This is a genomic window from Bradyrhizobium sp. 26S5 (assembly GCF_036923295.1).
Classification (GTDB): domain Bacteria; phylum Pseudomonadota; class Alphaproteobacteria; order Rhizobiales; family Xanthobacteraceae; genus Bradyrhizobium; species Bradyrhizobium septentrionale.
Genome location: NZ_CP145948.1, coordinates 9209549 through 9233734, shown reverse-complemented (window position 1 = coordinate 9233734; position 24186 = coordinate 9209549). Strand labels below are relative to the sequence as shown.

The window sequence follows — 24186 nt, the reverse complement described above, 5'->3', positions numbered from 1 at the left end:
GCGCGGAGGATAGAATGGCGAAAACATTCGACGAGAAGCAGGTTAAGGATATCGGTTCCAAGATCGGTCGAAGCGTCGGCGAGGAAATCGGCCGCCGCTTCGGGTTCTTCATCGGTAGCGAACTTGGCGACCGGATCGCGCGTGATCTTTTGGATCAGTTGGTTGGTGCTGCGGGGGATCCAAATGCAGCAGCGGCGACCCGCAGGTCCGGGGAGCCCGCTGAAATGTCGGTAGAGGCCGGGCGCTGTCCCCCCAGCGAGGAGGAAGAGGTATTTGCTTCGCTTGAATCCGGTCGATGCCCACCGAAGCCAGGCGCCGCCCTTGTCGAAGCGGGCCGATGCCCGCCGTCAGAGGAAGAGCTGGTCGCGGAAGTCGAGGCCGGCAGGTGTCCGCCGAAGCCGGGCGGATTGGTGGAAGCTGGTCGCTGTCCTCCGGGCGAAGAAGAGGAGTTTGTGGGAGAAGTTGAGTCAGGAAGGTGTCCCCCCAAGCCAGGGGCTTCGGTTGAGGCCGGACGTTGTCCACCCGGCGAGGAAGAGGAATCCGCTCCAGGTACGGGACCGAAGCCCGGGATTCTATCCGTCAGGCCTGTAAATAAGGACAAATGAAGCCGAAATCGTATCGGTGCTGATTCGGAGGTTCCGCTGGTCATCGATCGAGGGGTATATGAGACACCGAAGGCCTATGAGGCGGCATTTTCCTACCGTGATATCTCGCGTGAGGTCGATGTCCTGCTCTCATGGTACGGCCGCTGGAATGGACAACGCAGGGTTACGCCGAGAGCGGTACTGGAGTTGGCCGCAGGCCCAGCCGCGCACGCTCGCGAATTTGCTAAGCGGAACAAAATGGTTTGGGCGGTCGACCTATCACCCGAGATGTGCGCCTATGCGCAAGATCGCGCGATGCGACAGGGCGTCGACATCTCCACATCGGTCTCGGATATTCGGCAGTTCCGCCTCCGAACGAGGTTCGATCTCGCAATCTTGATGTTGGACTCCGGAAGTCATCTTTTGACGTCCGAAGATATGGACCGCCATCTCGAGAACGTGGCCTTTCACGTCAGACGAGGGGGGCTCTACATTTTGGAGTTCGCCTACCCTTCCAGTCCGAAATCGCAATCCAAAACTCAGGAACGTTGGAAGATCCATGGACGGGGTGTCGACCTTTCGGTCGCCTGGCGGTCGACGCGGCGTTCTGCCGTGGCGCCGCCGAGATATCTCAGCCAAGTGGAAATAAGCGGTACTCTGCGATCGCGCAAGGTCGTGGTGTTCGAAGAAATGCTTCTAAGATCGTGGTCGAAGCGCGCCATCCAGAACGCCGTGTCGCGGACGCAGGCGTTTGAAGTCGCTGCGGTCCTGGGTGACTTCAGCGAGCAGAGCGTTTTTGACAGGAGTTCTTGGAGGATGATCTTCGTGCTGCGAAGGATCGGTGATTACAGGCGACGGAGGACGAACCAATAGTTGCCCGCGATGTGGTCCGACGGAGTGACCGGAAAGAAGCTGGAATCGAAACACGCGGTGAGCCCCCAGTCGCCTGAATGGAGCGCGATCAGGTCACGCAAGTAGGATGCCGAATAGAAGCGCTGTGCCTGCTTTTCCGAATGCACGAGCCTGCCGTCGGCGATCCGCCGGATCGTCACTGTTTCGATTATCAGCTGTCTGACGTGACAATAGGCGGTCTGCGTCCACTGTATTTCGTGGGCGCTTCCGGACCATGGGAATTGCCAGGACCGTCGATAGCCGATTTCCGGATCGGGAGCGATTGTGATCTGGAACGCGTAAAGCCCCCCGGGCTCGACGTTGATGGCCATCGAACGAAGATGCTGATGCACCCCGACCTCGGTCTCGATGTATCGCATCGAGTTCATCGCAGCATAAGCGAATCCGTATCGACCCGGAGAACGAAAGCTCTCCATCGCTCCTTCGAAGAGCGCGCAATCGCTACGATCGATCTCCCGAGCCAAAGAGGAAAGCAATGCGCCGCTTTCGTCGAGGCCATCGAGCATGAATCCGTTCGCCAACATCGGAACGAACAACCTGCCGTAACCACAGCCCACATCCAACCCTCGGCGCATTCGGAATGGGCTTAGAAGATCGCTCAACCCTTCGATCTCCTTCGTCGCATCCCAGTTGAAGATGGCCTTGGCAAGGCGGGCGTCGCTGAAAATGCCCTCGCGATCGATCGTGCCATAGCCGAGGCGGACTAGTTCTGCGGCATCTGCATATGCAACGGAACCTTCGAAGTCGCTGGCCACCAGTACGTTTCCTGCCTCATTTCCGAGAAGATAGGCCGTCTCGTGCCACGAGGCGCTGGTGGTCGGACCCAGCAGAAAGGTCCTGCCATTGGCAACGGCTATGCGTCTGATCATGGTTGCGTCGATGTTTCGATCGAAAATCGGCTTGCGAGACACGCAACGACCCGGGACACGAACTGGCGTTCTGTCGCTCCAGCCCGGCTTCCGCACCACTCGACGATATCGAGGCCAATCACTTGTGCCGGCGAGATTTGCCGCAAGCTCTCGGAGAACGACTCGAGATCGCAGAAGGCCTGCTTGGTGCAAGCGACGGAATGCCCAACCGAAGGCACTAGAGACGGATCGAAATAGTCGACGTCGATGGAGAGGTACAAGAGGCCGTCTATAGGATGATCTAGCACGCTTGCGGCCTTCTCATCGACGTCATGGCGGTATCCCAGCCCGATCGTCCGAAGGCGAAGCCGCTCGCGCACGTGCCTCATGACGGTGTAGTGGTTCAGTTCGGCGCCGGGATAGGCGTCATGATGGGCATCGAAATGTACGACCGTAATCCGGGAGCCGTATCGCGAAGTTAGGGCCTTTAGTGCGTACCAGGTCAAACTGTGGTCGCCTCCGAGGGTCAAGGGGCGCCGTCCCCCGCTCAGTTGTCGCCTCACTTGGTCCTCAAGGAGGTGCGGAAGCAAGTTTCCCCTTTCTCTCCCGAATGTCCGCGCGCCTCGAAATACCTGCTTCCAGGCCGACGTGACGTCGGCCGGGCCGCCGTTCCGGGCGTTCGCATCGAACGGGAAGGTGGTTGCCTCCCAACTCGTGCCGGTGAGATCGCCCGGGTCAAGCATTGAAGGCGTGCGGTAGCGCGAAGTTGCCTGAAGCATATCGCTCGGCGAAGTCGATGAACTTCTGCGTGCCGTTCTTGTGCATGTTACACGCGACGTAGTCGGGAGAATCGATCTTCCCCGTCGCTACGTACGCATTCGAGCGGCAGCCGCCTCGGCACGATGTTCCGCTCGGGCACGTGGTGACGTTCGCGCAATTCGCGAAACGAAAACGTTTGAAATAAGCGCTTTCCAACCAGGCGGACCGCAGTCCCATTTGCGACAGATTTGGACCGCGAAAGTCGGGATGATCTCGCGAAGTCATCGTGGGGCACAATGCCATCTCTCCGTCCGCGGTGACGTAGACGAAGCTCTGCGCGACACCGCAGTGCGGCTCGATCGGGTTCAGCTTGCGCGCGACGTCCGGACTTTCGCATATGCGCCCTTGCTCGACTTGCCGAGACATGTGCGGCGCGACGGCTTCGAAGAATTCGCGTTCCGAAATTCCCATCCCAGCGAGCTTTTCGCCGCCGGCGAGAACGACGCGATCCAGATTGATCGGGCCGCCGATCTCCTTGCTGAACCAGCGCACCATGTCTCCGACGTCGTTCTTGTTGTCGCGATGCACCATCAGGCTGCAGCGCAGCTTGATACCCAACTCGCGGGCTCGACGAGCCGCTCGGACACTCTTGTCGAAGGCGCCGTCCAATCCGCGAATTCGATCATGTACCTCCGCGACGTGAGAATCGAAGGATATCTGCAAGCGTCTGACCCGACTGCGTTCGATACAAGCCAAGTTGGCTTCCGACAGCCCAGTGCCGTTGGAGTGGATGGTGACTGCCAATCCGAGGTCGGTCGCGTGGGACAAGGCTTCGCGCCAGTTGGGGTAAAGGACGAATTCTCCCCCTGTGAAGTCGACGTACAGGCAACCGAGCGAGTGCGCTTCGTCTAGTACGTCGATGACCTGTCGAAGCTCGAGTTTGCTGCTCTTGAGCGGGCCCGACTCCGAGTAGCAGTAGGCACAACGAAGATTGCATCTGGTCGTCAACTCGATTTGGACGCGCTTAAGGTGAGGCGTTCCCTGGATCACATGAATGGGACCCCGCGGCCGACCTTCCGCATCGAGCCAACCCAGCATCTGGCACCTGCTCATGAAGTCGGGCACTTCCGAGCGCATCTTGTTCGCGATGGATCTATCTTCCTGCACTGCGAGAAGCCATCTGGCAGCCACATCATCGACTGTGCCGTCGTTACCGGCGTCGCCCGAACACATGATGAAGCATACGCCCTCGTCCTTATTCCAGACGATTCGATGGGTGCCTGACATGGTTGCCCTGCCTAATGCGTATCGCCGAAGAGACCTCCGGCTCGGAAAATATGCGAAAACATTCTTGCGTCACTTAAAGGTTGCAATAGTCTAGCGAGCATCGCGTATCCACGCAAACGGTACGTGTCCGACGTCCGATACAAGTTGGGTCCGCGCAGAATGGTCGTTTGGCTGCCGGTCTGTAAAGCGCGTTGTGGTCATGATCGCGCATGACTCATGACGTCTCGAGGATTTGGGCGCCCGTTGATGAAAGCGGCGCACTCAGGTTAGAGTGTTGTCAGGTTCGTCCGACATCGGAGCCTTTCATCTTTCCCTTGCCGCTTGAGCAGCGACGTCGGTGTCGCGTGAGATCCTACCCGGGTGCGTCGCGTCGACGGCCTTGATGTCGTCGTTGGTCGCGTTCTCGGGCGAGTGCGCCATGACGGCGGCAGTTGTGCGAGGGCGGCGCCCAACGACGACCGTAGCGAGCGGCCGCGGCGCCACGATATGGTTGCGGAAGCCATTGACAGCACCCTTAGATTATCTTTCAGTTGGGCGAAGGAGAATTTCGGAGGAGGCTGCGATGTTCAGGTACCGCCCACCCGGCGATATCGACGATCTTGCTGGTCGCAAAAACCAAAAGGATTTCCTCGACGATTGGCACAATTGGATCGAAGGTCGCGTACGCGATGAGATTCAAGGAGTCGTGCATCCGCCCAAGGGTAAAGACGGAAGGCGAGACCACCCGGTACCGCACCCGCTCTTCTTCTGTGAAGTCGACCATCAATCGAGCGACACCGCGGGAGTCCCTTGGAACGGTTTTCCCTTGGCGGTAAGCCGCAAATACCGACAGAATCCGGACGCGGGCCTCGCTTGGGTCGACGAGTTGGACGCGATCTCCGACGATACCTACACGCCCGAGGGCGCCCCGTTGGTGACTCCCAAGTATCGCCGTCAGGACGAATACTGCGAATGGCATTTCTACAAGGACGGTCCGCTCGGTCCGCGTATCGTCTTCACGGCGGAAGGCCCGGAATACTGGATCAAACTGGCTGCATACGATTTCGACAAGGTAGTCGAGCTCTATCAGCACTGGGTGTCGCCCGACGTGAAGAAGGACGACCTGAGGCTTCAGCGGGACATGCGATATGATGGCATAGGCGTGCTGAAGGCCGGTTCGTACGATCCCTTCAACGTGTGGAACACCGATAAGGGAGTGATGCATCTCACTCACTACGCCAATACCTTGGGTGCGGAGATCAATCTCGCGGCGCGCGCAACCGTGCTTCGTCGCGATGGGACCGGCGCCAGGATCTCGGATTCGAGGCGCCTGATCGCCTCCTCCGGCTACGGCAGCGTAAATCGAAGCAGCGACCCCAATATCGGACACGGGGTGAACATCACCGCCGTGCCGGCGGGGTCCAATAAACCGCTTTCGATTACATTGGCCAATCCCGTCGGACTTTATATGGACGACTTGATCGCGCCAAACAGCATAGCCGACAAGGACGATCAGCCGCTGAACGGATGGTTCAACTTCGTCCGCGGCGCCAAGGGGCACGGCCTCATGGCCGTCTTTGAGCCGCCGGCCGGCGACGCTCGCACCTTGGAAGATGTCTTCGTCGACGGCAAGAAACTCACGAGCGGCGGTCAGATTGCCCGACACATCCAGATGATCGTATACGCCGCGACGGCCGACCTTGGTGCCCCGATGTCGCCGCTTCACCCGCCGTTCCTTCGCGCATGTGTCCCTGTCGGCACGGACGTGTCCGATCTGACGAATGTAAACATCTTGCCGGGCTTCAGCGCGGACCAGACTTGCAGGGCGCAAGGGCCCGTCGGAAACCCACCGTTCGATATCGATGAAGCGTATCCCGGCCTCTACCCTGCGCCGCAAGGGGCGCCGCTCGCGGCCGTGGAAGCTCTCCACGTTTCCTCCTTCGCTGGCGGCGTCGTCCGTAAGTCCATGACGCGCGATGGCTGACCCGAGGAATCCGCTGCTCGATGGCGACGATATCCAGGGCAACATCTTCCCGGGATTTCAACGTCAGGGTCGCATGCTCGTCGGCTACCGCGCGCCCTCCGAGCATGAGTTGCGAGCCGCATTGGCGGTTCTCGCGCCGCGCGTGACCCCGCTGCCGCCCGTCCTGGACCACCGTGATGGACGAAAGAACGCCTTTATTGCCGGCGGTCCGGCTCCTCAGATGCCCGAGTTATGGACCAACCTCGCCTTGGGCGCGAGCGCGTTGGACCGGCTGGGTGAGAAGGCCGTTCGAGCGCTCGACGAGGCTTTCGATGTCGGAATGCGGCCCATCAGGACCGGCGATCCGTGGAAGGTGACCGATGCGCACGGCAACCCGAATCCAGCTTGCCCGGCCAATTGGGTGATCGGCCGGCCATCGGATCCCCTCGACTTGCTGCTTATTCTCGGTTTCGATGACTGGGATGCTGCGGGAGGCGAGGATCTGCTGAGAAGCGTCGAGGCAGCGGGCCTCGTCGAGATCCGTCGGGATTCGGGCGTTCGGTTGGATAACGACTCGGAGCATTTCGGATTTGCAGACGGTATTTCCGAGGTAGGCGTCCGTGGGGTGGTCAGAATCAGGGACGAAGAACGTCTCTTGACGACCCGCTACGGCGTCCCTCCACGGGACGGTCTGGAGTTCGGCAGGCCGGGTCAGGTGCTGGTCTGGCCAGGCCAATTCTTCGTCGGCGCGCCCACGGGCGAAACCGAAGTCGATCCGGCCCCGGCGAAATACAAGAATGGTGCCTTTCTGGTGTTTCGACGCCTGGCGCAGGACGTGCGCGCGTTCGACGAGGAAACTCAACGACTTTCACAGTCCCTTTCCGCCGCCGGTACGCCCGTTGCCGCCGAGTCCTTGCGTGCGATGATCATCGGACGCTGGCGGTCCGGGGCGGCTCTGATGCGCCATGCGCACGACCCGGGATCCGGTGACCCACCCCTCGCCGCCAACTATTTCGATTTCGGCATCGCCTCGCCCGATCTGGACCTCGTGGACGGGCACGTCGACGGCGCGGTCGCCGATGCGGCTCCCGTGCGCGGGCTGAACTGTCCGGCGTTTGCGCACATCAGAAAGGTCAATCCCAGGGACCTGCCGACCGATAAGGGCGATGCGGCGCGGACGCGCAGCTTTCAGATGCTTCGGCGCGGCTTTCCTTTCGGTCCGCGGTACGATCGGGCGAATCCCGGCAACGCAGACAACGGCAAGCAGCGCGGGCTGCTTTTTCTGGCGTATCAGCGCTCTATCTCCTTGGGCTTCGATCAACTCAATCGCGACTGGATGAACACCGAGAAGGGTCCGGGCCCTGGCGGTTTCGACCTCCTTGTCGGGCAAAGGGTCGATCCGGAAACGGGCGTCTATCTCGCGAAGACGGCTACGCTATATAAGTCTCCCTCTCCGGCACCGGGGCGCGAGGTGACCGTACCCTCCACATGGGTTACCCCGACCGGAGGGGCCTATCTGTTCGCACCTTCTCTCAGCCTCATCCGGGCGCTTGCCGCCCCGCCTGTCGTCGCTTCGGCCTCCGAACTTCGCGCCATCGCGTTGGAAAGGCATGTCGCCAACACGCTGTCGGTAAGCTTTGACGCCGCGCGCGCCAGCATCGCGCCGCATGACGGAGTGACGACGAGACGTAGCGTCGGCGGACGAGAAGTGCTGATCGATGCGGCTTGGCGCACGACAGCCATGATGGCCGCGGCGGCGGACGGCCTCAGTGGCGCAGCCATCGAATCTCTCGACCTGTCCGGAGAACATTTTCCGGTCGATGCGTTGACCGCGCAGGACTCTGCGTCGTTGGCGGAACTGCCGGAGCTGCGTAGCCTTGCCGTCGACGGCATCACGCTCGACGGGGCGACGCTCGCGAGGTTGATCGGCAGCTTGGCCAGGCTCACCAGCCTCGATCTCGCAGGATGTGACATCGACGATGCCGACGTGGCGACCATCGCGCATGCGCGTCCTTCGATCCAAGAGATATCGGTCGGCCTCGCGCCGGCTCGGCTCGGCCACCGATTCGGCGCGCCACGCATCGGCGCGGGTCTCTTGAGAAGTCTGGAAACCTTTACCGCGCTCCGCAGCATCGGTCTCCGCGGAACGAAGATCTCGGACGCCGCAGCGGCCGGATCGGATCTCTGGGATCGGGTGGAACGGGTCGATCTCGGCGAGACCGAGATTTCCGATGCGACCGCCCTCAGGTTGGCGCGCTCGCCCACGTTGCGCAGAGTCGAGCTCGATCGCACGCTGCTCACCGATGTCGGCGCGAAGGCCTTGATCTCCGGTGCGATAGCAAGCATCTCGCTCGCGGAAACGCGGATTTCGACGGCTTGCTTCGGGGGTAGCCTGAACGAACGCATCGTCAGATTGGATCTGGCGGGGACGGCCGTGGACGACGGCTTCGGAAACGTGGTGAGGCGCCTCGGGGCGCTGAGGGATGTCGACCTTTCCCGAACTACGGTCGCCGACGAAACGGCGAGCGCCATCACCGCCGTGCGGTTCTTGGACCGCCTGAACGTCGCGCGAACGAGGATCTCCGTGGCGGGCGTCCGCCGGCTGGCGGCCTGCCGCGTTGCCGAACTCGATCTACGGGGGCTGCCGACCGACGGCGACGCGTTGAGGCGGTTGGCGGCTTCACCCGACCTAAGGGATCTGAAGCTCACCGTCGACAAATGGGACGGCCTGTCGCAGATCGCTGCTCTCGTCGATCTCGAGGCGCCGGCCGAAGTGGAAGGAATCGTTCCCGAACGGCTGCGTACCCTTTGGTGCCGCGGTCGGCTCGATGAATCGTCGGCGCGCAGACTCGCGGCCGGGCCGTCCCTGAACTCGATCGCGATCGACGGCGACGTGGTCGGCGCGCGCTTCGAAGGAAGTTTCCCGGCGTTGCGGGATTTCCGGGCCGAAAACGCGCAGCTGGACGACGCTGCACTCTCCGGACTACTCAAGACGGCGGGCATCGAGGCTCTTTACATAAGTGGCAATCCGGTCGGAGAAGCCGTGAACGGCATCGACGGCAAGTTCATCCACACGTTGGAACTGCGTCACACGCGGGTGGACGATCGGGCGATCGCCGCTCTGGGGCGATTGCCCCGTCTTCACTGTTTAGATCTGCCTTTTACGGGCGTCACTTCGATAGGCATCACCGGGCTGGTCGAGCATGCGAGAAATCTGCAATCGCTCGCGGTGGATGCGAGCCAGGTCGATGCCTCGAGCGCGGGCGCTCTCGCTCGCCATCCGCGGCTCCTGGAACTGTACCTTTATGGCGACCAAGTCGACAACACCACGCTCCGCCGTTTGGAGGGAGTTCCGATCCGTGACCTTTCGCTGGTAGACACGGGCATAAACGATGAATCGGTCCCCACGCTGGCTGGTATGTCGAGGCTGCGTGCCTTGCGGCTTGGCGACGAACTCTCGACTGCCGGATTGGAATCCTTGCGCGCGCTCCGTCCGGACGTCTCGATCGAGGCTGCGCCCGCGTTCCATCCTCGTCGTCGAATTGATCCGGTCCCCTAGCGCTTGATTCGGAGTTTTCTGAGGTCTCGTCATGGTTCGTTCTCTCTACGCGCGTCTGGACCAGCGGTTCGGCACCAAGCAGCCGGCCTTCCAACGACAGCGCGATCTCCAGAACCGTATCGCCAACTTCTCCCAGCGATTCGACGCGGACATCATGTTTGCCCCGGCAAGGGCGGAAAAGAAGACGCGCGTTGCCGTCGTCGGCGCGGGCCTCGCCGGCCTCATGGCCGGTCATAACCTTTCGCGGACATGCGAGGTTCACGTCTTCGAGGCGCGCGATCGCGTGGGCGGTAGAGTTTGGACCCAATTCCATGCTTCGACGCACCGCGCGATCGAAGCCGGCGCCGAATTGATCGGATACAACCATCCCACCTGGTTGATGCTCGCGAAGCAGTTCGATCTGGGGTTGACGGTGCTCACGACCGAGGACGCCTTCACGTCGATGGATATGGAGATGCCGTTGTCGCTGGACGGGAGGCTGCTGTCGCCCAGGGAGACGAAGCAAGTCTACGACGAGATGGAGCCGGCGATCGCGAATATCTGCGCGGAAGCGAGGAAGCTGTCGGATCCCTACAAATGCTGGGAGGCGCCCAACGCGCACCACCTCGATAACACGAGCTTGGCGGCCTGGATCAAAAGGCAGGATTGCAGCGATTTGGCGAAGCGGGCGCTGGAAGCTCAGTTCGCCAATACGAACGGCGCGCCCACCGACCGGCAGAGCTTGTTGGCCAATCTGGCGGCGATTCGCGGAGGTGGACTTCACGGCAAGCCGGACGACTACTTCACCCAATCGGAAACGGTGAAGTGCGAACAGGGCAATCAGACGCTTGCGATCAAATTGGCCGAGAGCATCGTCGCGGCCGGCGGCAAGGTTGCGACTGAAACGCCGATTTCGCTGGTGGACATCCGCGCGGACAAGGTCGTCCTCACGTCCGCCGTCGGCGGGGAAACAGACTTCGACTACGTCGTGCTCGCGATTCCGCCGAGCCTGTGGCCGAATGCGTCTTCTCCCGGAGAGATAAGGATCGATCCACCCATTTCGCCCGAATTTCGCGTCTCGATGGGCGTCGCCATCAAGTATCTGAGCGAACTCAAAAGCCGCTTCTGGTTCGGCGCCGGCCTATCTCCGAACGGCACCTCGGAGACGATCGGATTGACATGGGACGGGACGGACAACCAGATTCAACTGGCTGATCAGACCGTGGAGCTCAGTCTGTTCGCGGGCGGGCATGCCGCGCAAGCCGCGATCGAACTGCTGGAGAAGTCCGACGAGCGCCGACTGAATGCATACTACGCCGGCGAATTGGACAAGCTCTTCGCGGGATACTCGGGCAATGTGGTCGGCGACCCCAAGTTCGTCTCCTGGCCCGACGAACAATGGACGAAGGCCGGCTATTCCTGTCCGGCTCCCGGCGAAGTCACGCGGATCGGGCCATTCCTGAATCGTCCCTTCAACGAGCGACTCGTGTTCGCGGGTGAACACTGCTGTCTTCCGTTCTTCGGCTACATGGAGGGCGCACTACAGTCGGGATTGGCTGCGGCGTCCGCCGTCGTCCGCAACGAGGGCCTCGTTTGATCGGGCGTCGGACTTTCGCAGCGTCCTACTCGGGAAGCAAGTAGCCGTCTGCGGTCTTGCAGCCGCTAAGGATGTCGGTTCCAGCAAGTGTCGCCCGGGGCGGACCGTCGACCTTCGTCGACGCTATCCACCTTGCGACAGCAATTCCCTCGCCAGGTTTCGTAGCATGTCGAACCGCCAGCGATCGTAGGACGTCACCACGATTTCCCGGCTTTGGAACAGTTCATCGACTTCCTGCAAGTTTTGCGGACGCCAGATGCGGGAGTCGCCGATCATCATGGCCGCTACGACCGCGTAGCGCATCATCAGCGGCGAACAAATGATTTCCGCGCTGGCGGTTGCCGGCCCGGTCGCTTCTTCGACGGAGACCCGCTCGAGTTCCGCTAAAAGACTCGTGCTGTCGATTAGAGTACCCAACTCGTCGGAAATCAGCGCTCTTCCGACGGGGGATGTTTCGTTGCCGCAATATTCCTTGCGATCGCGGAAGCAGGTGATCGCCGCGACCTGCAGGATATTCGTCGCGATACTCGCTCGCGTGCTTGCCGGAAGGTTGTCGAGCTTGTCGCCGGGCGGTACGTCGGTGCTTGCGTTGCGTCGAGCCATCGCCTCCCTTTCGTTCAGCACCGCCCGTGCTTGACGAAAGACGGCGTCCGCGAAGCGATCGGCTCGAGGCTCGCCCGACTGCGATCGCGCGTGATAGTAACGCGAAAGCGAGAGAGCGAGAGCCTCGCAATCGAAGCGGATGTAGGGTACGCCCTGGCCGGTTCGCTCTTTTCTGTCTTCCTGCAGGCGGATCCGCGCCTCGCGCAACCACCGCTCGGACTCGTCGAAGCCCCGTTCGTCCCGGGCTCGTACGCGGGTGGACACGGCCAGAAGATAGTAAGCCTCGCGTCCGCTCATGTGGGATCGAAGTTCGTCTCGCGGCGAGCGCGTACGTATCGGATCCCTTAGATCCTTTGCTCGTTCTATGATCCTCGCTGCGCTCTCGGCGTGTTGCTCGGCCACTAGCCAGCGATTCGCGCTGGCGAAGAGCGCGCCCAGCACGAGATACTTCAGATAGCATTCCTGCCGGTGATCGTCGTCGACGGTGCTGCCGAGCGGAGGCTGGTAGCAGTCGTCAACGATGCGCTCGAACCGACGAGCGAAATCGTCGGCATCGAGAAAGATCCGTCTAGGAAGCGCGAGATCCTTGAAGATCCTATGAGTCACCTTCAGGCTGTCGAACATCAGATCGGGAGGATTTCGGACTCCGTGCCTGTGCGCGTCCAATATCGAATTCGCGCCGATGCCCGAAAACTCCACGTTGGATCGGTCGCGAGCCCTGGCCATCGTCTCCTGCACGACTGCCCGAAGCTTCTCCAGGTTCCAGTTGGGGTCGCCGAACTTCAGCTTCTCGATGAGAATCTCGGATATTTCCTCCGTGTTACCGCTCAGGAAATAGCGGTGCAGATTGGCTGCGCCCTCGGAAAAATCGTCCCACCGGGCGTACGCTTGCTCGATGTCTTGATGAAGCAAGCGAAAGGTCAGCGCAGGCTCCGCTCTGATCGCGTATCTGGCCAGGCGATCGACCTCCGCCGCGGACTGTTCGTTTTCGTCGAATGCGAGGAAGCCCGAGAACAGCTCCGAGCGGCGACCGCCGTTGCGGGATGGGAGAGTGATATCCGCACCGATGCTGTCGACGAGCGACCAGAGATGATGGACGTGGTCGAAGGCGAAGCGGGATGCCATTTCGCCCTCCGAGCCTCGCAAGATGTCCCGGGCGGCCGCGAGAGCAAGTACCATTTTCCGGTCGCCGGTAACGAATACGATGCGCAGCGAGTCCTCGGTCTCCGACAGCCACTTGTTTGCGAGAGCGAGGTCCGTGAGCGTTTCAGTATCCACCTCCAATCTATCGCGGGAGCGCTGATATCGGTCTGGCGCAACGATAGCCTGAAAGACGGGGTACAGGTTGTTCCATTCAGGCGAGTTACGCTGCCGCTTAAGTCTCGAGCAGATCTTTGTCCATGCTTCCGCTTGGTGCTCCGTCATGGAGGCGTCCCTGGGACGGAATTCCGTCAGTTCGAAGATTCCTCCTCCGCGCCGGACCAGATCCAGAAAGCCGTCCCACTCTCTGACGAACGGGCTCGTCCTTTGAAGGTCGCGAACCTGCATTCGGCTTAGAACGTTGCTCAAAAAATGGCCCGGATTGATTTCCAATGGCCATTTCTCGGATTGCACGTTGATTCTTATGAACTGCAGAGTCTGATTCAGGATGTGATCCTGCCGCGCCTCGGCCGTCGAGCGTACGTAGGCAGGTTCGGACTTCGCGTCCAATTTAACGGCCTCGTAGACGCGTAGCGTCTCGGCGAAATGCGGACCCATCTGCAATATCGGTTGATGCTCAAGGGCGTTGCGCAGAGCCTTGTCGGCCAACAACCAGCACACTGCTTCGGCACGGCGGCGCTCTTCGAACAAAGCCGCTTGCCGTCGTCCGGGCGGGTAGCTTTCGTAGGGCTTTTGTGGAAGAACCTGTCCGTATCCTCGCCCAAGAAAGACGTCATCGGCGGGGCCGCTTCGCCAGGGAGCGCAATGCGCCACGATCACGTCGGTGTCGAAGACGTATAGGACGCGGCGCTTGTTGTCTGCGCCCAACCAATTCGAGAGCTCCTTTGCCTTGCGCCCCTCGTGGGCGACGAACGCGGCGTTTCGAACGAGTTCTGCTTTTAGCTCGTTCGTTCCGGAAGGCCGCGGTCGAGGGGTATACTCCATCTCAGCCGGGCTCTTCCGCGGCTATGAGGTTCGCCAGTTTGGGATCTAGCTTCTGTTTGAAGCGCCAGGTCGACGGTTTGGTCGTCGGTTCTTCGGGCGGCGAGACCAGCTCATCGGGAGCCTGAGGCAATCGAAAGTGATGCCAATCCAGGATATCCGTGATGGGAGCAACGGCGTAACGCGTCCCTTCGCCGTAGATCGCGACTATGACGCCGACGAGTGAGGAGTTGGCCGTGGTTACCATGGCGCCGTTGCGGATCGAACGGTTTTCGCGCATGTCCTGATCAAAACGCCGAAGTTGGATCAAAGGGTAGATGTTTCGACCGCCCCATCGCAGGTGAGTGAGCTCGTCGAGCAGCGTTCCCACGGCGCCTTCTCCCAGGACGTACGCAGTCTGTCCCGCACAGTCGTCCCATTCCACGACCTGCACGTTCGGTGAACCGACCGATGCATCGACCCTTACGTTGTCGGACACGGTGAAGGCGCACGTGAGTGCGCCCCCACACAGGACGTCCGGGCTTTCGAGATCGTCCGTGCCAAGATCGCGATAAGCGTCCAGTATGCCGACATCGGCCTCTTGGACGAAGACTTTTCGTCGTTCACGAAGCGGCCAGCCGGCGCTGAACGACAGTGGGTCTTTTGTCGAGACGAGTTGAGCCGTCGTCAACCCCTTTCTCGCCCCTCCGTAGTCCTCGAAGACATAGGAAAGCCGAACCGAATGGTTTGCGTCGTTGATCTTCAGTAGGGACGTCGAATTGAGCATCAGAAGCTCGTTCCTTTGTCTCGCAAAGCTGGCGAATTGAGGACGATCGGAGCACCGAAGAAGTTGCCGTCCAATCCTCCGAGGGGCAAGAGCCGTTGTCTGACCTCCTCGTCGGTGAGGGCGGTGAAGATGACCCACTTGGCGCTTTGTTTGTCGCTGCGCGGATGGAATGTTACGGTTTCGGCATCAAGGTTGTCTCGCGCGAAACTCATGAGAATAGGTTTGTTCTTCTCCATGGTGTCGCGGGTGACTTCGTCTTTATCTTCTCCGTAGCGAGCCAAAGTTAGACGATGTGGCATCGCGTCGAAGAGAACATACTCGCCGCCGGTGACCCCCGAGAGGGCGTCGATCAGATTGGCTTCGGTATCCGTCTCGGCGAAGATAATCTTCGGACCGATCGCTACTTCGATGCCCTTCGCCGGAAATGCGGCCTTGCTCTTCGTTTTGCGCCCTTTCCCGGGCTTCTTTGCGGGAAAGTTCTTGGCGGCCCCGAATCTGCAGATAGTGATCTTCTCCCGCTTAACGGTCGGATCTTCAGATTTCCATAGGTCGAGTTCGGAACTCTGCTGAGCTCTGTCTCGAGGGGAATAGATGATTCTCTTGGCGGCTATGAGATAGGCCAGCAGCAGCTTGTTGATCGGCGCCGAGGTCGGCTCGAAGGCGCTCTGAAGCGTACCGACCAGGACCGGTTTGAGATGGTCCGGCGCGATCGGCTTGAAACTGTCGTCCAGAAAACGGATGAGCGTACGCTTGTCCCTTTGCAGGTCGGAGACGCAGCTGAGATAGAAGCTCTCTTCATCTTCCGCGTAGGAGTTGGAAGTCTTTTCGCTGCTTCGCGACATCGCCCAGGCGACGCTGCGGATGCTTTCTTCATGAGCCTGTATCTTCTTTTCCATGGGCTCGAATATCGGTGGTCTGACTTTGACCTCGCGATTGTCCCGGAATAGGGTGGTCGCGTGCTGCGGTCGGAGCCTAGCGATCGTTCCCAAGGGAATCCGCCAGGCGTCGTCGGGCTTTTTGGCGCAGCAGCGGACGATGTCGATGAGCGCGCCGTCGCCGACTCCGTATACGGTGCAAGGGCGCGAGTGAGTGTCCTCGTCGAAGTCCTCTTCTTTCGTCCAATAATCCTTGAAACCCCAGGCCATGCCGTTCTCGTCCCCGAAGCCGGCGGCAATCACGACGATCTGGAAATCTTCCCGGACCTCGCTTCCTTCGACGTCGAAGGTTACATTCAGTCGATGTGCAAGAGAGGCGTCGCCTTGAGTGACTCGTTTTGCCTTGTGTTTCGTCTTTACGCTGTTCGATATCAGATCGTCGTAATCCGTCGCTATGCGCTCTTGAAGTTGTTTGACGACATGCTCGGCCGATTCGGCGTACCAGTTCAAAACAGGGAGGCTGGTGAAGACGTCCATGGATCCGAGCAGGGGCCATCGGTTGTAGTTCGGATGTACGAGCCTGTGTTTTGCGCGAGCCCCTCTCGTGACGATTTTTTTCCCGGCTTCGTACAACGACACGTTCTCTGCTCCCTCGTTGCTTATGGCAAGAAGGAACGTGAGGCCCGAGGCTCCCCCGCCGATTATGCAGATTTTGCGGGTCTTCAGAGCGTCGCGTCCGATGCGGTTTGTGATGGCGGCCGCGAGCAACGTCGCCCGACGCTGTTGGAAGTAGAAGGCAACTCGATGTCCGCGCGGCGCGAGCGAGTAGACCTCGCTACATCCCTTCACACGTGAAGTTCGCAGAATGAGTTCGACGATCTCCGGCGCGATTTCGATCGAGTCAACCATAAGGGGTGACCCTTTCGACCGCGGAGCCAATCGGCCGTTTTCGGTAATGGTCCATATGCGCTGGCAAATATAAACGAGGAGAAAGGGAGGTCATAATCAATGGTTGGAAATTCTAGGTTGAACGGCGCGCGCGTTGCAAGCATATTCTGAAGCCGGAACGAAATGCAACCCGATGCGTAGGGGGTGGTTGCTGGGCCCGGGGCCGGACGCGCGTCACCGCGCGCTTCTCGACAGAGAGCAGGTCGCCGACGATGCGCTCAGGTTCATGCTTTCGCGTGACAGCGGTCGCCATGATCTCGTCGAAGGCGGCCTTCATGCCGTAGAGCTTGGGTTAGCTCATGAGGTCGAAGATTTGAGTTCGTTCCATCAGTTGATCCTCCGGAGGCTGTCGTGACGGGCACAATCGGAGATCGACTAGGTAATGGCTGCCTATCTGCAAGAAGCGGCGATTGTAGAGGCGAACCTTACCAACGAAGATGGTATCAACCGCGGTCTTCGTGTTGTCCTAGATGCCGCGGCTGCAGGTGCCCTTGAACAGGGCGAACGCCCGGACGTGGGCGTCGAACACCATCTCCTGCGTCTCCCGCGGATAGGCCCGCGCGAACAGCATGCGGCTGTGACAGAGCCGGACGTGGGCGACTTTCACCATCACCGTGGTGCCGCTCTTAAAATCAGTGAAGTTCATTCTCTTCTCCCTTGTTGCGTTTGTCAGATCGGATGCCAGGCTTGCGATCGCCGCGCGTCTCGACGGAGAGTCCCATCGACGCTACAGGTCCGCGGCGGTGTCTTCGACACCCTCGCGGAGGAGTTCGCTGAATCCCAGAAGCGGCAGCGGCGAAACGGACGTGCCGCCCACGGCCGGCAACCGGATGTAGTCCCACTCGCCGCCAGGCGCGGACGGAAGGCGAAGCGTCTCCGAAGAGTAGATCTTCTTCTGCCGCCGCTTGCCCCGGTGCCATTCGTCGATCGTGCCGAACAGCACGCGACCCTGCGGGTCGCTCCAGAACACGCTCATGCCGACAGTGGGGATCGCGGCGCCGGTGCGCCCCACTTCCCAGAAGTTCTGGAGCAGCCTGGCCACGTCGGCCGCGAAGAAGCCGGCGGTGGACCATTGCTTCTTCGGCGTACCGAGCTCGGTCTGCAGCGTCATGGCGCCGATGCGCTCAGCGACCATTGCCATCGCGGACGACTTGCGCACCTGGCTGCAGATCGAGAGCAGGATCTTGGTCCCTTCCACGGCAAGCGCTTCCGTATGATCGTCAAGGTCACTCGGAATGACGTTGGCCTGGAGCAACGCGTCGAGAGGCAGCGTGACCCGGTTGGTTCCGAAATTCAGCCGTTCCACCATCTCGGCGCGAAACTCCGCCGTCTGGTACATCCGACGCCTCATCTCACTCGCTTCGGTAGGCATTTTTCCTGTTCCTTTTCACCGGAAAGGGCTTGATTGCTCCCTTCCTGTGTTCTACTGAACTAAATTAAGTTCGTTAGAGTCAACCGGGACGACGATAGGTGGTTAATTCCCGTCAACTTTCGGAGGTTGTCGCCCGCTCGCTGGGCCGTCCCTATACGGCAACCCTTCAGCACGCACGCAATCTACGGGAAACGAAAGGCTCGAAGGATGGGCCGCTATTGAGCGCCGGCGGGCGGGGTCGGAACGCTCCGACCATGACGCACGAAGACGCCGCCGCATTGCTCTGCGCGATACTGGGATCCGAGAACGTGCAGGACAGCGTCAAGACGGTCGAAGCGATGCGAAAGCTCGAGGCGAATTTCCAGGGGTTGCGTGGCAGCATGCTGCGCAACGGGATCGCCCCCTTCAATACCGGCATTCGACGAGAGCACAACGTGATCGAAGCGCTCGCCGTCGTGTTGAGATTCCTCGACGACGAACAGGAGATCATCAGGAGATTTCACCTGTACGATTCAGAACTCCATGTTCTGTTCGAGGTGGAGTACCCGCTGCATTACGCGTTCATCACGGTCGGCGTGCGCAACAAATTCTGGGAGACGTGGACCTATGGACGCAAAAACGAGGTTCGCAACGAACAGATTCGTCGCTGCCGGCAAGACGCGATGCGCGAAATATCGCAGGCCCTGCGATCGACGGGAGCGGGCGGCGGCAAGTCGGAGGTGATCGATGCGGGGTGAAGCGAAACGCTGATTTCACCCGACGAGCAGGATGGGCATCCGACGCTTGATCGTTCCGAAGGTGAGGAGATCGTAGCTGTTGCAGAAGCTCTTCAGCGTGAACTCCCAGCGGTCGCCGTTGGCGTCAATCAGGGGGTACGTGCCCTCGCCGCAAGGGCCTCGCTTCGCGAAGCTCATGTAGCCGCGGATGACCGCGTAGACGTCGTCGCCGGTTACGTGAGGGAAGAACCGCTTGAACGCCCGCGAGCGGATAAAGTGTTTGACGTTGCCGCCATCGGAACTTCCGCCGATCGTCGGATGCCGTGGGTGTCGACTGATGAGTCCGAGCACAGGAGCGTCTGAATCGCGTTCCTCCACTGCATGCCATAGCGTGGTCGTCAGGGTGTTCTTGTAGCGATCCTTCAATGCCTGGATGTTTTTCCAGGTCAGTTCGCAGTCCCTCGCATCACCGACGAAACGGCCTTGAAGGAATAGCAGCTGGCCGGCGCCGTAGTTCGCCTCGGCCTCGATGATCGCCTGGCAGTACGGTATAGTGAGCTCGTTGTCGCCGAGCAGAAAGGTCTTGTGCCAGGGAATGATGCTGTGGACGATCTCGTGTGCGCTGATGTGCCGCTGCTTCGGCGTCGGCACGCTCTCGTCCATCAATATCTTGCGCCCGTCGGGAAGCCAGAGCGCGTTCAGCTTGGCCTTTCGGATGACGTCGATGATCCGGCCGGGTTCGCGGATGATCAGCTTGCCGGCGACCTTGATCCGGTGCGCGATCTCGTCGAAGGTCGAGAGATCGGTGCTGCTGTAGTACTTGAAATCGAGCTTGAGCTGCTCGATCACGACATCCAGGTTCAGCGGCGGCTCTGGGTCGCCGAGGTCACGCAGAACGCGCTCGACCTGGGCGCGGATATCCGCCGCCTCCTGTTCTCCGACATCACCTTCATCGTTTCCCATCGGGGCCGCGCGCTCCATAATCGCTGAGGAACTTCACGAAGTCGTTCAGGCTCTTCCTCTCGTCCGGAGAGAGTTTGGAGATGTCGTCGGAGTCGGTGGCGAACCTCACCGCAGCCCGATCAAGTTCGGGATCGCGGCGCACGGCAGCGGGCGAGAGCGCGACGAGAGCTTGGGCCGGGATCTTGAAGAACGTTGCGAGTTGATGAAGCGTGCGCGGACGCAACGCCGTCACTGTGCCGTCTTCGATCTCACGAAGCTCCTGCTCGGGTACGCGAACCTCGGCCGAGAGACGCGCCAATTCGAGTCTGTCGCGGCGGCGCAACTGGCGCACGAGATGACCGAGTACGGCGGCCGACTGGCGCACCTGCGGAGCGGCGGCCGCCACGGGCGCGCGGACGGCCGGAGCCTCCGGTAGAAACGCCTTCAACACGTCGATCTTCGTGATGGGCAGACCCGCGTCGCTGTCGAGGTCGGCGTCCCGCTCGATCCTTCGTCTCAGCCATTCGTTTGTGAATCGCATCTTCATGTTACGCTCCGTCGCCTTCCTGTTGCGCAAAGAAGGCTCGTGCCTGTTCGGATGACATTTCGAAATAACGCATTCCGTAGTTGTCGTCGTCGGGACCGAAATCGGTCATTCCGATGATGTCGCGGTAGAAGGCGTCGGCGCCCGAAAGTGAATGCAGCCCGATGCGGCCGTCGAGATCTTCCTCGAGGCCGAGGTTCACTGCGGCGGAAAGCAGCAGCTGACCGACGCCTTTGTAGATCGGTTCGCCCACGAAACCACGCCTGTTCCAGGGCGCGGTCGCGAGTCGGTCGACGTAGATCAGGTCCGCCTTCGGGTGGTCGGGATGGCGGCTGAAGCTGCCGCCCTTCTTCACGAGCATGATGCCCTGGGTTCGGCCCGCGCATTCGACGGCGTACATCTGGTAGAGCAGCGGATTTCCGCGGATCTCCGCCAAACGGCGCCAATCCCAACGCGCGTCCTGCGCATTCGCGGCCAAGCGTTCGGCGGTCGTCGCGTCGCTCGGCAAGCGGGTCTCGAAGGCGATCTTCCAGTCCTGCTCGTACGAGCGCAAGTTCGACTCGTCGATCCCTTCGAACAGGCCCGCAGGCTCGAAGCGCCCCGTGAGCCTGTTCTGGAGATCGTACGTGCCGAGCAGCGCCTTCATAACACCATGAGCTCCGCCTTTTCCTTGCTACGCGGGTCTTCGAAATAGACCTTTTCACCGCGCTCAAGTCGCTCGTCCATCGACTGATAGAGCCGCAGCGCCTGACGAAGCAGCGTGGTCTTCGACATTCCCTTGCGCTCGCAAAGAGTTTCGAGGGCGGCCATTTCCGGCTCGCTCAAATTCAGCGTCATCGTCTTCTTATCGGCCACGGGATACTCCTGATCGGCTCCAAATCTAGCCACGATCCTCAAAATGTCAATGAAAAACGGCTAACCAACAGCTATTGACTAGCTAAAAAATAGCTATTAAATATGGAGCTGCGATGGGCGGACGGGCCGGTGCCCGATCCTTCGAACAGACGAGGTCTGAAAATGAACGAACAGGTTGAAGTTGTCGCCGAGCGGCTCGAGGTCGTCTTCGCGGTGGAGGGGCAGCCCGGACACCACGACGTCGACATCGGCTCCGGCACCACGGTGAAGGAATTCATCGACATCGCGGTGTCAAAGACGGGCATCGAGGGCTTGCTTGAGGTCTACGTCGAGGACGCCGAGGAGCCGCTGCGCCACGACCTGGTGCTGATCGAACAACTGTCGATCGAGTTCGCTCCGCTTCACGTCGCTAAGCCGGGCAAGATCGAGACGACGGTCCGCTATCAGGGCGACCGCCGCGTCGAGCGCGCGTTCCGTCCGGCGGCGAGCATCGCCAAGGTGACGAAGTGGGCCGTCAAGGAGCTCGCTCCGACCGAGGACCCGAGCGACTTCCAGCTCAAGCACGACGGAAAGGTGCTACCGCCGGATTCGCATCTGGGCCAGGCGGCCCACGGAGAGAAGTCGATCGTTCTCGATCTCGTCTTCAAGGTCAAACCGCAGGGCTGATCATGAAACCCGATGAGAACGCTCTTCTGCGCGATCTGGCGTCGCCGACCTTCAAGGTCGGCGAACGCCGTGGTCGCTGGGCTGCGCTCGGCGTCAGGTTTCCGCTCGCGATGTTCTTCATCGCAGCGCCGGTTCGGCTAGGCGGTCCGACCGGCTTCCTGCTGAGATCCGACTTCTCCGGATATCCGGCAGCGGCACCGAACTCGCAGCTTTGGCACGGCCGCAACAACCAGCCGCTCGCGGACGAACATCGTCCGAAAAACAAGCAGGGCGGCACGTTGGTCGCCTTCGCCATGTGGGGAGCGTGCCTCTACCACCCAATCGATCGCTTGGCTCGGGACCACTGGCCCGGTCAGCATCCGGACCTGTGCTGGACAGCGGACAAGACGATCGTTTTTCTTCTGGAGACCGTACATGCCATTCTCGATTCTACGGACTATGCGGGAGCTCGTCTTCCCGCCGAGGCACTTGAACTGCCGCCGGAGTTTGTGGCTCGACACGCTGGCGCTGCTGCGTGAGCGCGGCCGCGGCCATCGCGAAAGCGGTGGTTTTCTGCTCGGCCGCCGCGTTGACGGGGCGAGGACGGTCGAAGCGTTCCTGCCATACGATGACGTCGACCCGAACTCGTTGACGGGCGCGATCCTGTTCGATGGCTCGAGGATGGATACCGTGTGGGAGCGCTGCCGTCGGGACGGCCTGGAGGTGATCGCTGACATCCACACGCATCCCGGCGGTGCCGGACAGAGCCAGACAGACCGCGACAATCCCATGATCCCCGAGGTCGGTCACGTCGCGCTGATCGTGCCGAACTTCGCCGACCGGCCGTATTTTCCGGGAGACATCGGCATCTACGAATATCAAGGACGGCGCCGGTGGATCGACCACAGCCGCGATGGCGGGCGCTACTTCGCCGTGAGGAGATTCGCATGAACCCATCCATTGAGGACGATCGTCTCGCGCATTTGCTCATGAGGGGAGAGGCGCATGCCGGCTACGACGAAGCCCGGCGCCGCCTCGACCGCGCGGCTCTTCTGCTCACGACCGATGCGAACGCATCGCCTCCTTGGATCCAGGCCGCACTCCTGACCGCGGCCGAGTGCGCGGTGCGTATGTTCCCCGGCGGAGTATTTCTCGGTGCCGGCTTCGGCGCGCCGACCGTCGTCGGGCAGTTCGGGAGGTGGCCACTGCGTCGGCATCTCGAGCTGGTCGGCTGCAGATCGACCGCCGCGCCAGACCATGCCGCCGTACTGCACGTCGGCGTGGAAGGTGGTCAACTAGATCGCGGAGCGCGCTGCTGGGCGAACGGTTGGACCGGTTTCGTCGGCGTCGAGGCTCCAGCGACACCGTCCGCCGGAAACGAGATCGGAGGCGTGCTGGCCGGCGCGCTCGGCGTCGGTGAGGTCTTTCGAAGCACAGTCCTCGGCGACAAGCTCGCCTGCCGCAGGACGTCGAAACTCTCGGCCCTGGCCCCCGGGCTTGAAGAGCCGGCCGAGCTGGACCTCGGCTATCTCCCGGCCTCCTATTGGCTGCTCGGACTCGGGAATCTCGGACAGGCGGCGCTCTGGACGATCGGACTTCTTCCTTATGCCGACCCTCGCGCGGTATCCCTCTTCCTTCAGGACACCGATGTGTCGGAGGCCGGGAATCTGCCCATTCAGATTCTGACCAAGCCAAGCTGGCTTGACCGCAAGAAGGCCCGCAACGCGGCCGCTTGGATCGAGGGTCTCGGCTTCCGCACCAGCATCGTCGAGAGTCGCTTCGACGTCGGCAACAAGCGCTCGGCGGAAGAGCCCGGGTTGGCGCTGGTCGGCGTGGACAATCTCGAAGCGCGCCGCGCTGCGGCCGGCGCCAACTTCGATCTCGTGCTCGACGCCGGTCTCGGTGCCACTCCGACGGAGATATTCGATATCCGTCTCCACGGGTTTCCCGGCTCGCGCTCGCCGGATCAGGCGTGGCCCGAGCCGGAGCGTCAGGCGGAGGCGCCCCTGGATCCCATCCTTCGAGAGCTCGTGGAGGCGGGCCGCATCGACCGGTGCGGCGCCGTCACGATCGCGGGCCGCAGTCTCGGCGTGCCGTCGACCGCAGTGGCGGCGGCGGCCATTCAGGTCGCTCAGGCATGCCGCGCCGTTGTCGACGGTGGGTACATGGACATGGTCGACGTCACCCTCGTGAACTGTCGGCGCGTCAGCAGCCGGCTTCGGGTACTCGAGCGCCCCGGAATTCTGCCGTTTGTGCAGCCGAGGATGGAGCGCTGAACGAGACCGGAATCCGAAAGTCGGCGCGCATGCGG

Annotated in this window: 21 protein-coding genes and 2 pseudogenes; 10 read left to right on the top strand and 13 right to left on the bottom strand. The window is 61.2% G+C overall.

The genetic code is table 11. The annotated features are described in order from the left end of the window. The first annotated feature begins 14 nt into the window (after positions 1-14). Both V5279_RS43530 and V5279_RS43525 read left to right on the top strand, forming a co-directional pair. Positions 15-605, top strand: a complete 591-nt coding sequence (locus tag V5279_RS43530) for a hypothetical protein (RefSeq protein WP_338693270.1) — start codon at positions 15-17, stop codon at positions 603-605. Positions 606-842: 237 nt separating this feature from the next. Beyond that, positions 843-1457 carry a class I SAM-dependent methyltransferase gene (locus V5279_RS43525; protein ID WP_338693268.1) on the top strand — a complete coding sequence of 205 codons (615 nt, stop codon included), beginning with the start codon at positions 843-845 and terminating at the stop codon, positions 1455-1457. On the opposite strand, the gene V5279_RS43520 is transcribed toward V5279_RS43525, so the two are convergent. From V5279_RS43520 to V5279_RS43510, 3 genes are read right to left on the bottom strand one after another with little or no spacing between them, the layout of a single operon-like run. Continuing rightward, the gene (locus tag V5279_RS43520) at positions 1430-2365 is read right to left on the bottom strand and encodes a hypothetical protein (protein ID WP_338693266.1); all 936 of its coding nucleotides are present in this window, start codon (positions 2363-2365) and stop codon (positions 1430-1432) included. The two genes, V5279_RS43525 and V5279_RS43520, sit on opposite strands and share 28 nt — an antisense overlap. Further along, entirely contained in the window at positions 2362-3087 is a 726-nt protein-coding gene (locus V5279_RS43515) for an arginase family protein (protein ID WP_338693264.1), read from the bottom strand. Before V5279_RS43515 ends, V5279_RS43520 begins: the two co-directional genes overlap by 4 nt. Next, complete coding sequence (locus V5279_RS43510) at positions 3080-4390, bottom strand: radical SAM/SPASM domain-containing protein (protein WP_338693262.1); 1311 nt, start codon at positions 4388-4390, stop codon at positions 3080-3082. Before V5279_RS43510 ends, V5279_RS43515 begins: the two co-directional genes overlap by 8 nt. 562 nt (positions 4391-4952) lie before the next feature. Here V5279_RS43510 and V5279_RS43505 point away from each other — a divergent pair. Genes V5279_RS43505 through V5279_RS43495 form a run of 3 tightly spaced genes read left to right on the top strand, consistent with a single transcriptional unit; the run spans position 4953 to position 11467 of the window. Continuing rightward, positions 4953-6353: a hypothetical protein gene (locus V5279_RS43505; protein ID WP_338693260.1), complete on the top strand. Its 1401-nt coding sequence runs from the start codon at positions 4953-4955 to the stop codon at positions 6351-6353. Then, the gene (locus V5279_RS43500; protein ID WP_338693258.1) at positions 6346-9891 is read left to right on the top strand and encodes a hypothetical protein; all 3546 of its coding nucleotides are present in this window, start codon (positions 6346-6348) and stop codon (positions 9889-9891) included. The genes V5279_RS43505 and V5279_RS43500 overlap by 8 nt, the downstream gene beginning before the upstream one ends. A gap of 31 nt (positions 9892-9922) precedes the next feature. Then, positions 9923-11467, top strand: coding sequence for a flavin monoamine oxidase family protein (locus V5279_RS43495; RefSeq protein WP_338693256.1), 1545 nt, complete (start codon positions 9923-9925; stop codon positions 11465-11467). Positions 11468-11590: 123 nt separating this feature from the next. On the opposite strand, the gene V5279_RS43490 is transcribed toward V5279_RS43495, so the two are convergent. From V5279_RS43490 to V5279_RS43465, 6 genes and pseudogenes are all read right to left on the bottom strand, one after another. Beyond that, complete coding sequence (locus V5279_RS43490; RefSeq protein ID WP_338693254.1) at positions 11591-14098, bottom strand: hypothetical protein; 2508 nt, start codon at positions 14096-14098, stop codon at positions 11591-11593. Between the two features lie 118 nt (positions 14099-14216). Continuing rightward, positions 14217-14978 (bottom strand): hypothetical protein, encoded by a 762-nt coding sequence (locus V5279_RS43485; RefSeq protein ID WP_338693252.1) that lies wholly within the window; start codon positions 14976-14978, stop codon positions 14217-14219. Continuing rightward, positions 14978-16762, bottom strand: coding sequence for a hypothetical protein (locus V5279_RS43480; protein ID WP_338693250.1), 1785 nt, complete (start codon positions 16760-16762; stop codon positions 14978-14980). The genes V5279_RS43485 and V5279_RS43480 overlap by 1 nt, the downstream gene beginning before the upstream one ends. Positions 16763-16988: 226 nt before the next feature. Continuing rightward, positions 16989-17129: pseudogene (locus tag V5279_RS43475) on the bottom strand (IS21-like element helper ATPase IstB); the annotation flags it as partial. A gap of 30 nt (positions 17130-17159) precedes the next feature. After that, positions 17160-17423: pseudogene (locus tag V5279_RS43470) on the bottom strand (IS21 family transposase); the annotation flags it as partial. Positions 17424-17528: 105 nt separating this feature from the next. Next, a complete protein-coding gene (locus V5279_RS43465; protein ID WP_338693248.1) occupies positions 17529-18140 on the bottom strand; it encodes a hypothetical protein in 612 nt (203 codons plus the stop codon). 287 nt (positions 18141-18427) lie between these two features. Between V5279_RS43465 and V5279_RS43460 the strand changes: the two genes are divergently transcribed. Beyond that, the gene (locus V5279_RS43460) at positions 18428-18910 is read left to right on the top strand and encodes a hypothetical protein (protein ID WP_338693246.1); all 483 of its coding nucleotides are present in this window, start codon (positions 18428-18430) and stop codon (positions 18908-18910) included. 15 nt (positions 18911-18925) lie between these two features. Here V5279_RS43460 and V5279_RS43455 read toward each other — a convergent pair whose 3' ends face one another. The 4 genes from V5279_RS43455 to V5279_RS43440 are packed head-to-tail and all read right to left on the bottom strand — an operon-like array spanning position 18926 to position 21230. Then, the gene (locus tag V5279_RS43455) at positions 18926-19870 is read right to left on the bottom strand and encodes a hypothetical protein (protein WP_338693244.1); all 945 of its coding nucleotides are present in this window, start codon (positions 19868-19870) and stop codon (positions 18926-18928) included. Beyond that, positions 19839-20378: a hypothetical protein gene (locus V5279_RS43450; RefSeq protein WP_338693242.1), complete on the bottom strand. Its 540-nt coding sequence runs from the start codon at positions 20376-20378 to the stop codon at positions 19839-19841. The genes V5279_RS43455 and V5279_RS43450 overlap by 32 nt, the downstream gene beginning before the upstream one ends. 1 nt (position 20379) lies before the next feature. Beyond that, a complete protein-coding gene (locus V5279_RS43445; protein ID WP_338693240.1) occupies positions 20380-21021 on the bottom strand; it encodes a hypothetical protein in 642 nt (213 codons plus the stop codon). Continuing rightward, positions 21018-21230: a ribbon-helix-helix protein, CopG family gene (locus tag V5279_RS43440; protein WP_338693238.1), complete on the bottom strand. Its 213-nt coding sequence runs from the start codon at positions 21228-21230 to the stop codon at positions 21018-21020. The genes V5279_RS43445 and V5279_RS43440 overlap by 4 nt, the downstream gene beginning before the upstream one ends. A 162-nt stretch (positions 21231-21392) precedes the next feature. Between V5279_RS43440 and V5279_RS43435 the strand changes: the two genes are divergently transcribed. From V5279_RS43435 to V5279_RS43420, 4 genes are read left to right on the top strand one after another with little or no spacing between them, the layout of a single operon-like run. After that, a complete protein-coding gene (locus tag V5279_RS43435) occupies positions 21393-21896 on the top strand; it encodes a hypothetical protein (RefSeq protein ID WP_338693236.1) in 504 nt (167 codons plus the stop codon). Positions 21897-21898: 2 nt separating this feature from the next. Further along, positions 21899-22414, top strand: a complete 516-nt coding sequence (locus V5279_RS43430; protein WP_338693234.1) for a DUF7665 family protein — start codon at positions 21899-21901, stop codon at positions 22412-22414. Further along, positions 22383-22826 carry a Mov34/MPN/PAD-1 family protein gene (locus V5279_RS43425; RefSeq protein ID WP_338693232.1) on the top strand — a complete coding sequence of 148 codons (444 nt, stop codon included), beginning with the start codon at positions 22383-22385 and terminating at the stop codon, positions 22824-22826. Before V5279_RS43430 ends, V5279_RS43425 begins: the two co-directional genes overlap by 32 nt. After that, positions 22823-24151, top strand: coding sequence for a hypothetical protein (locus V5279_RS43420; RefSeq protein ID WP_338693230.1), 1329 nt, complete (start codon positions 22823-22825; stop codon positions 24149-24151). The genes V5279_RS43425 and V5279_RS43420 overlap by 4 nt, the downstream gene beginning before the upstream one ends. The last annotated feature ends 35 nt before the right edge of the window (positions 24152-24186 follow it).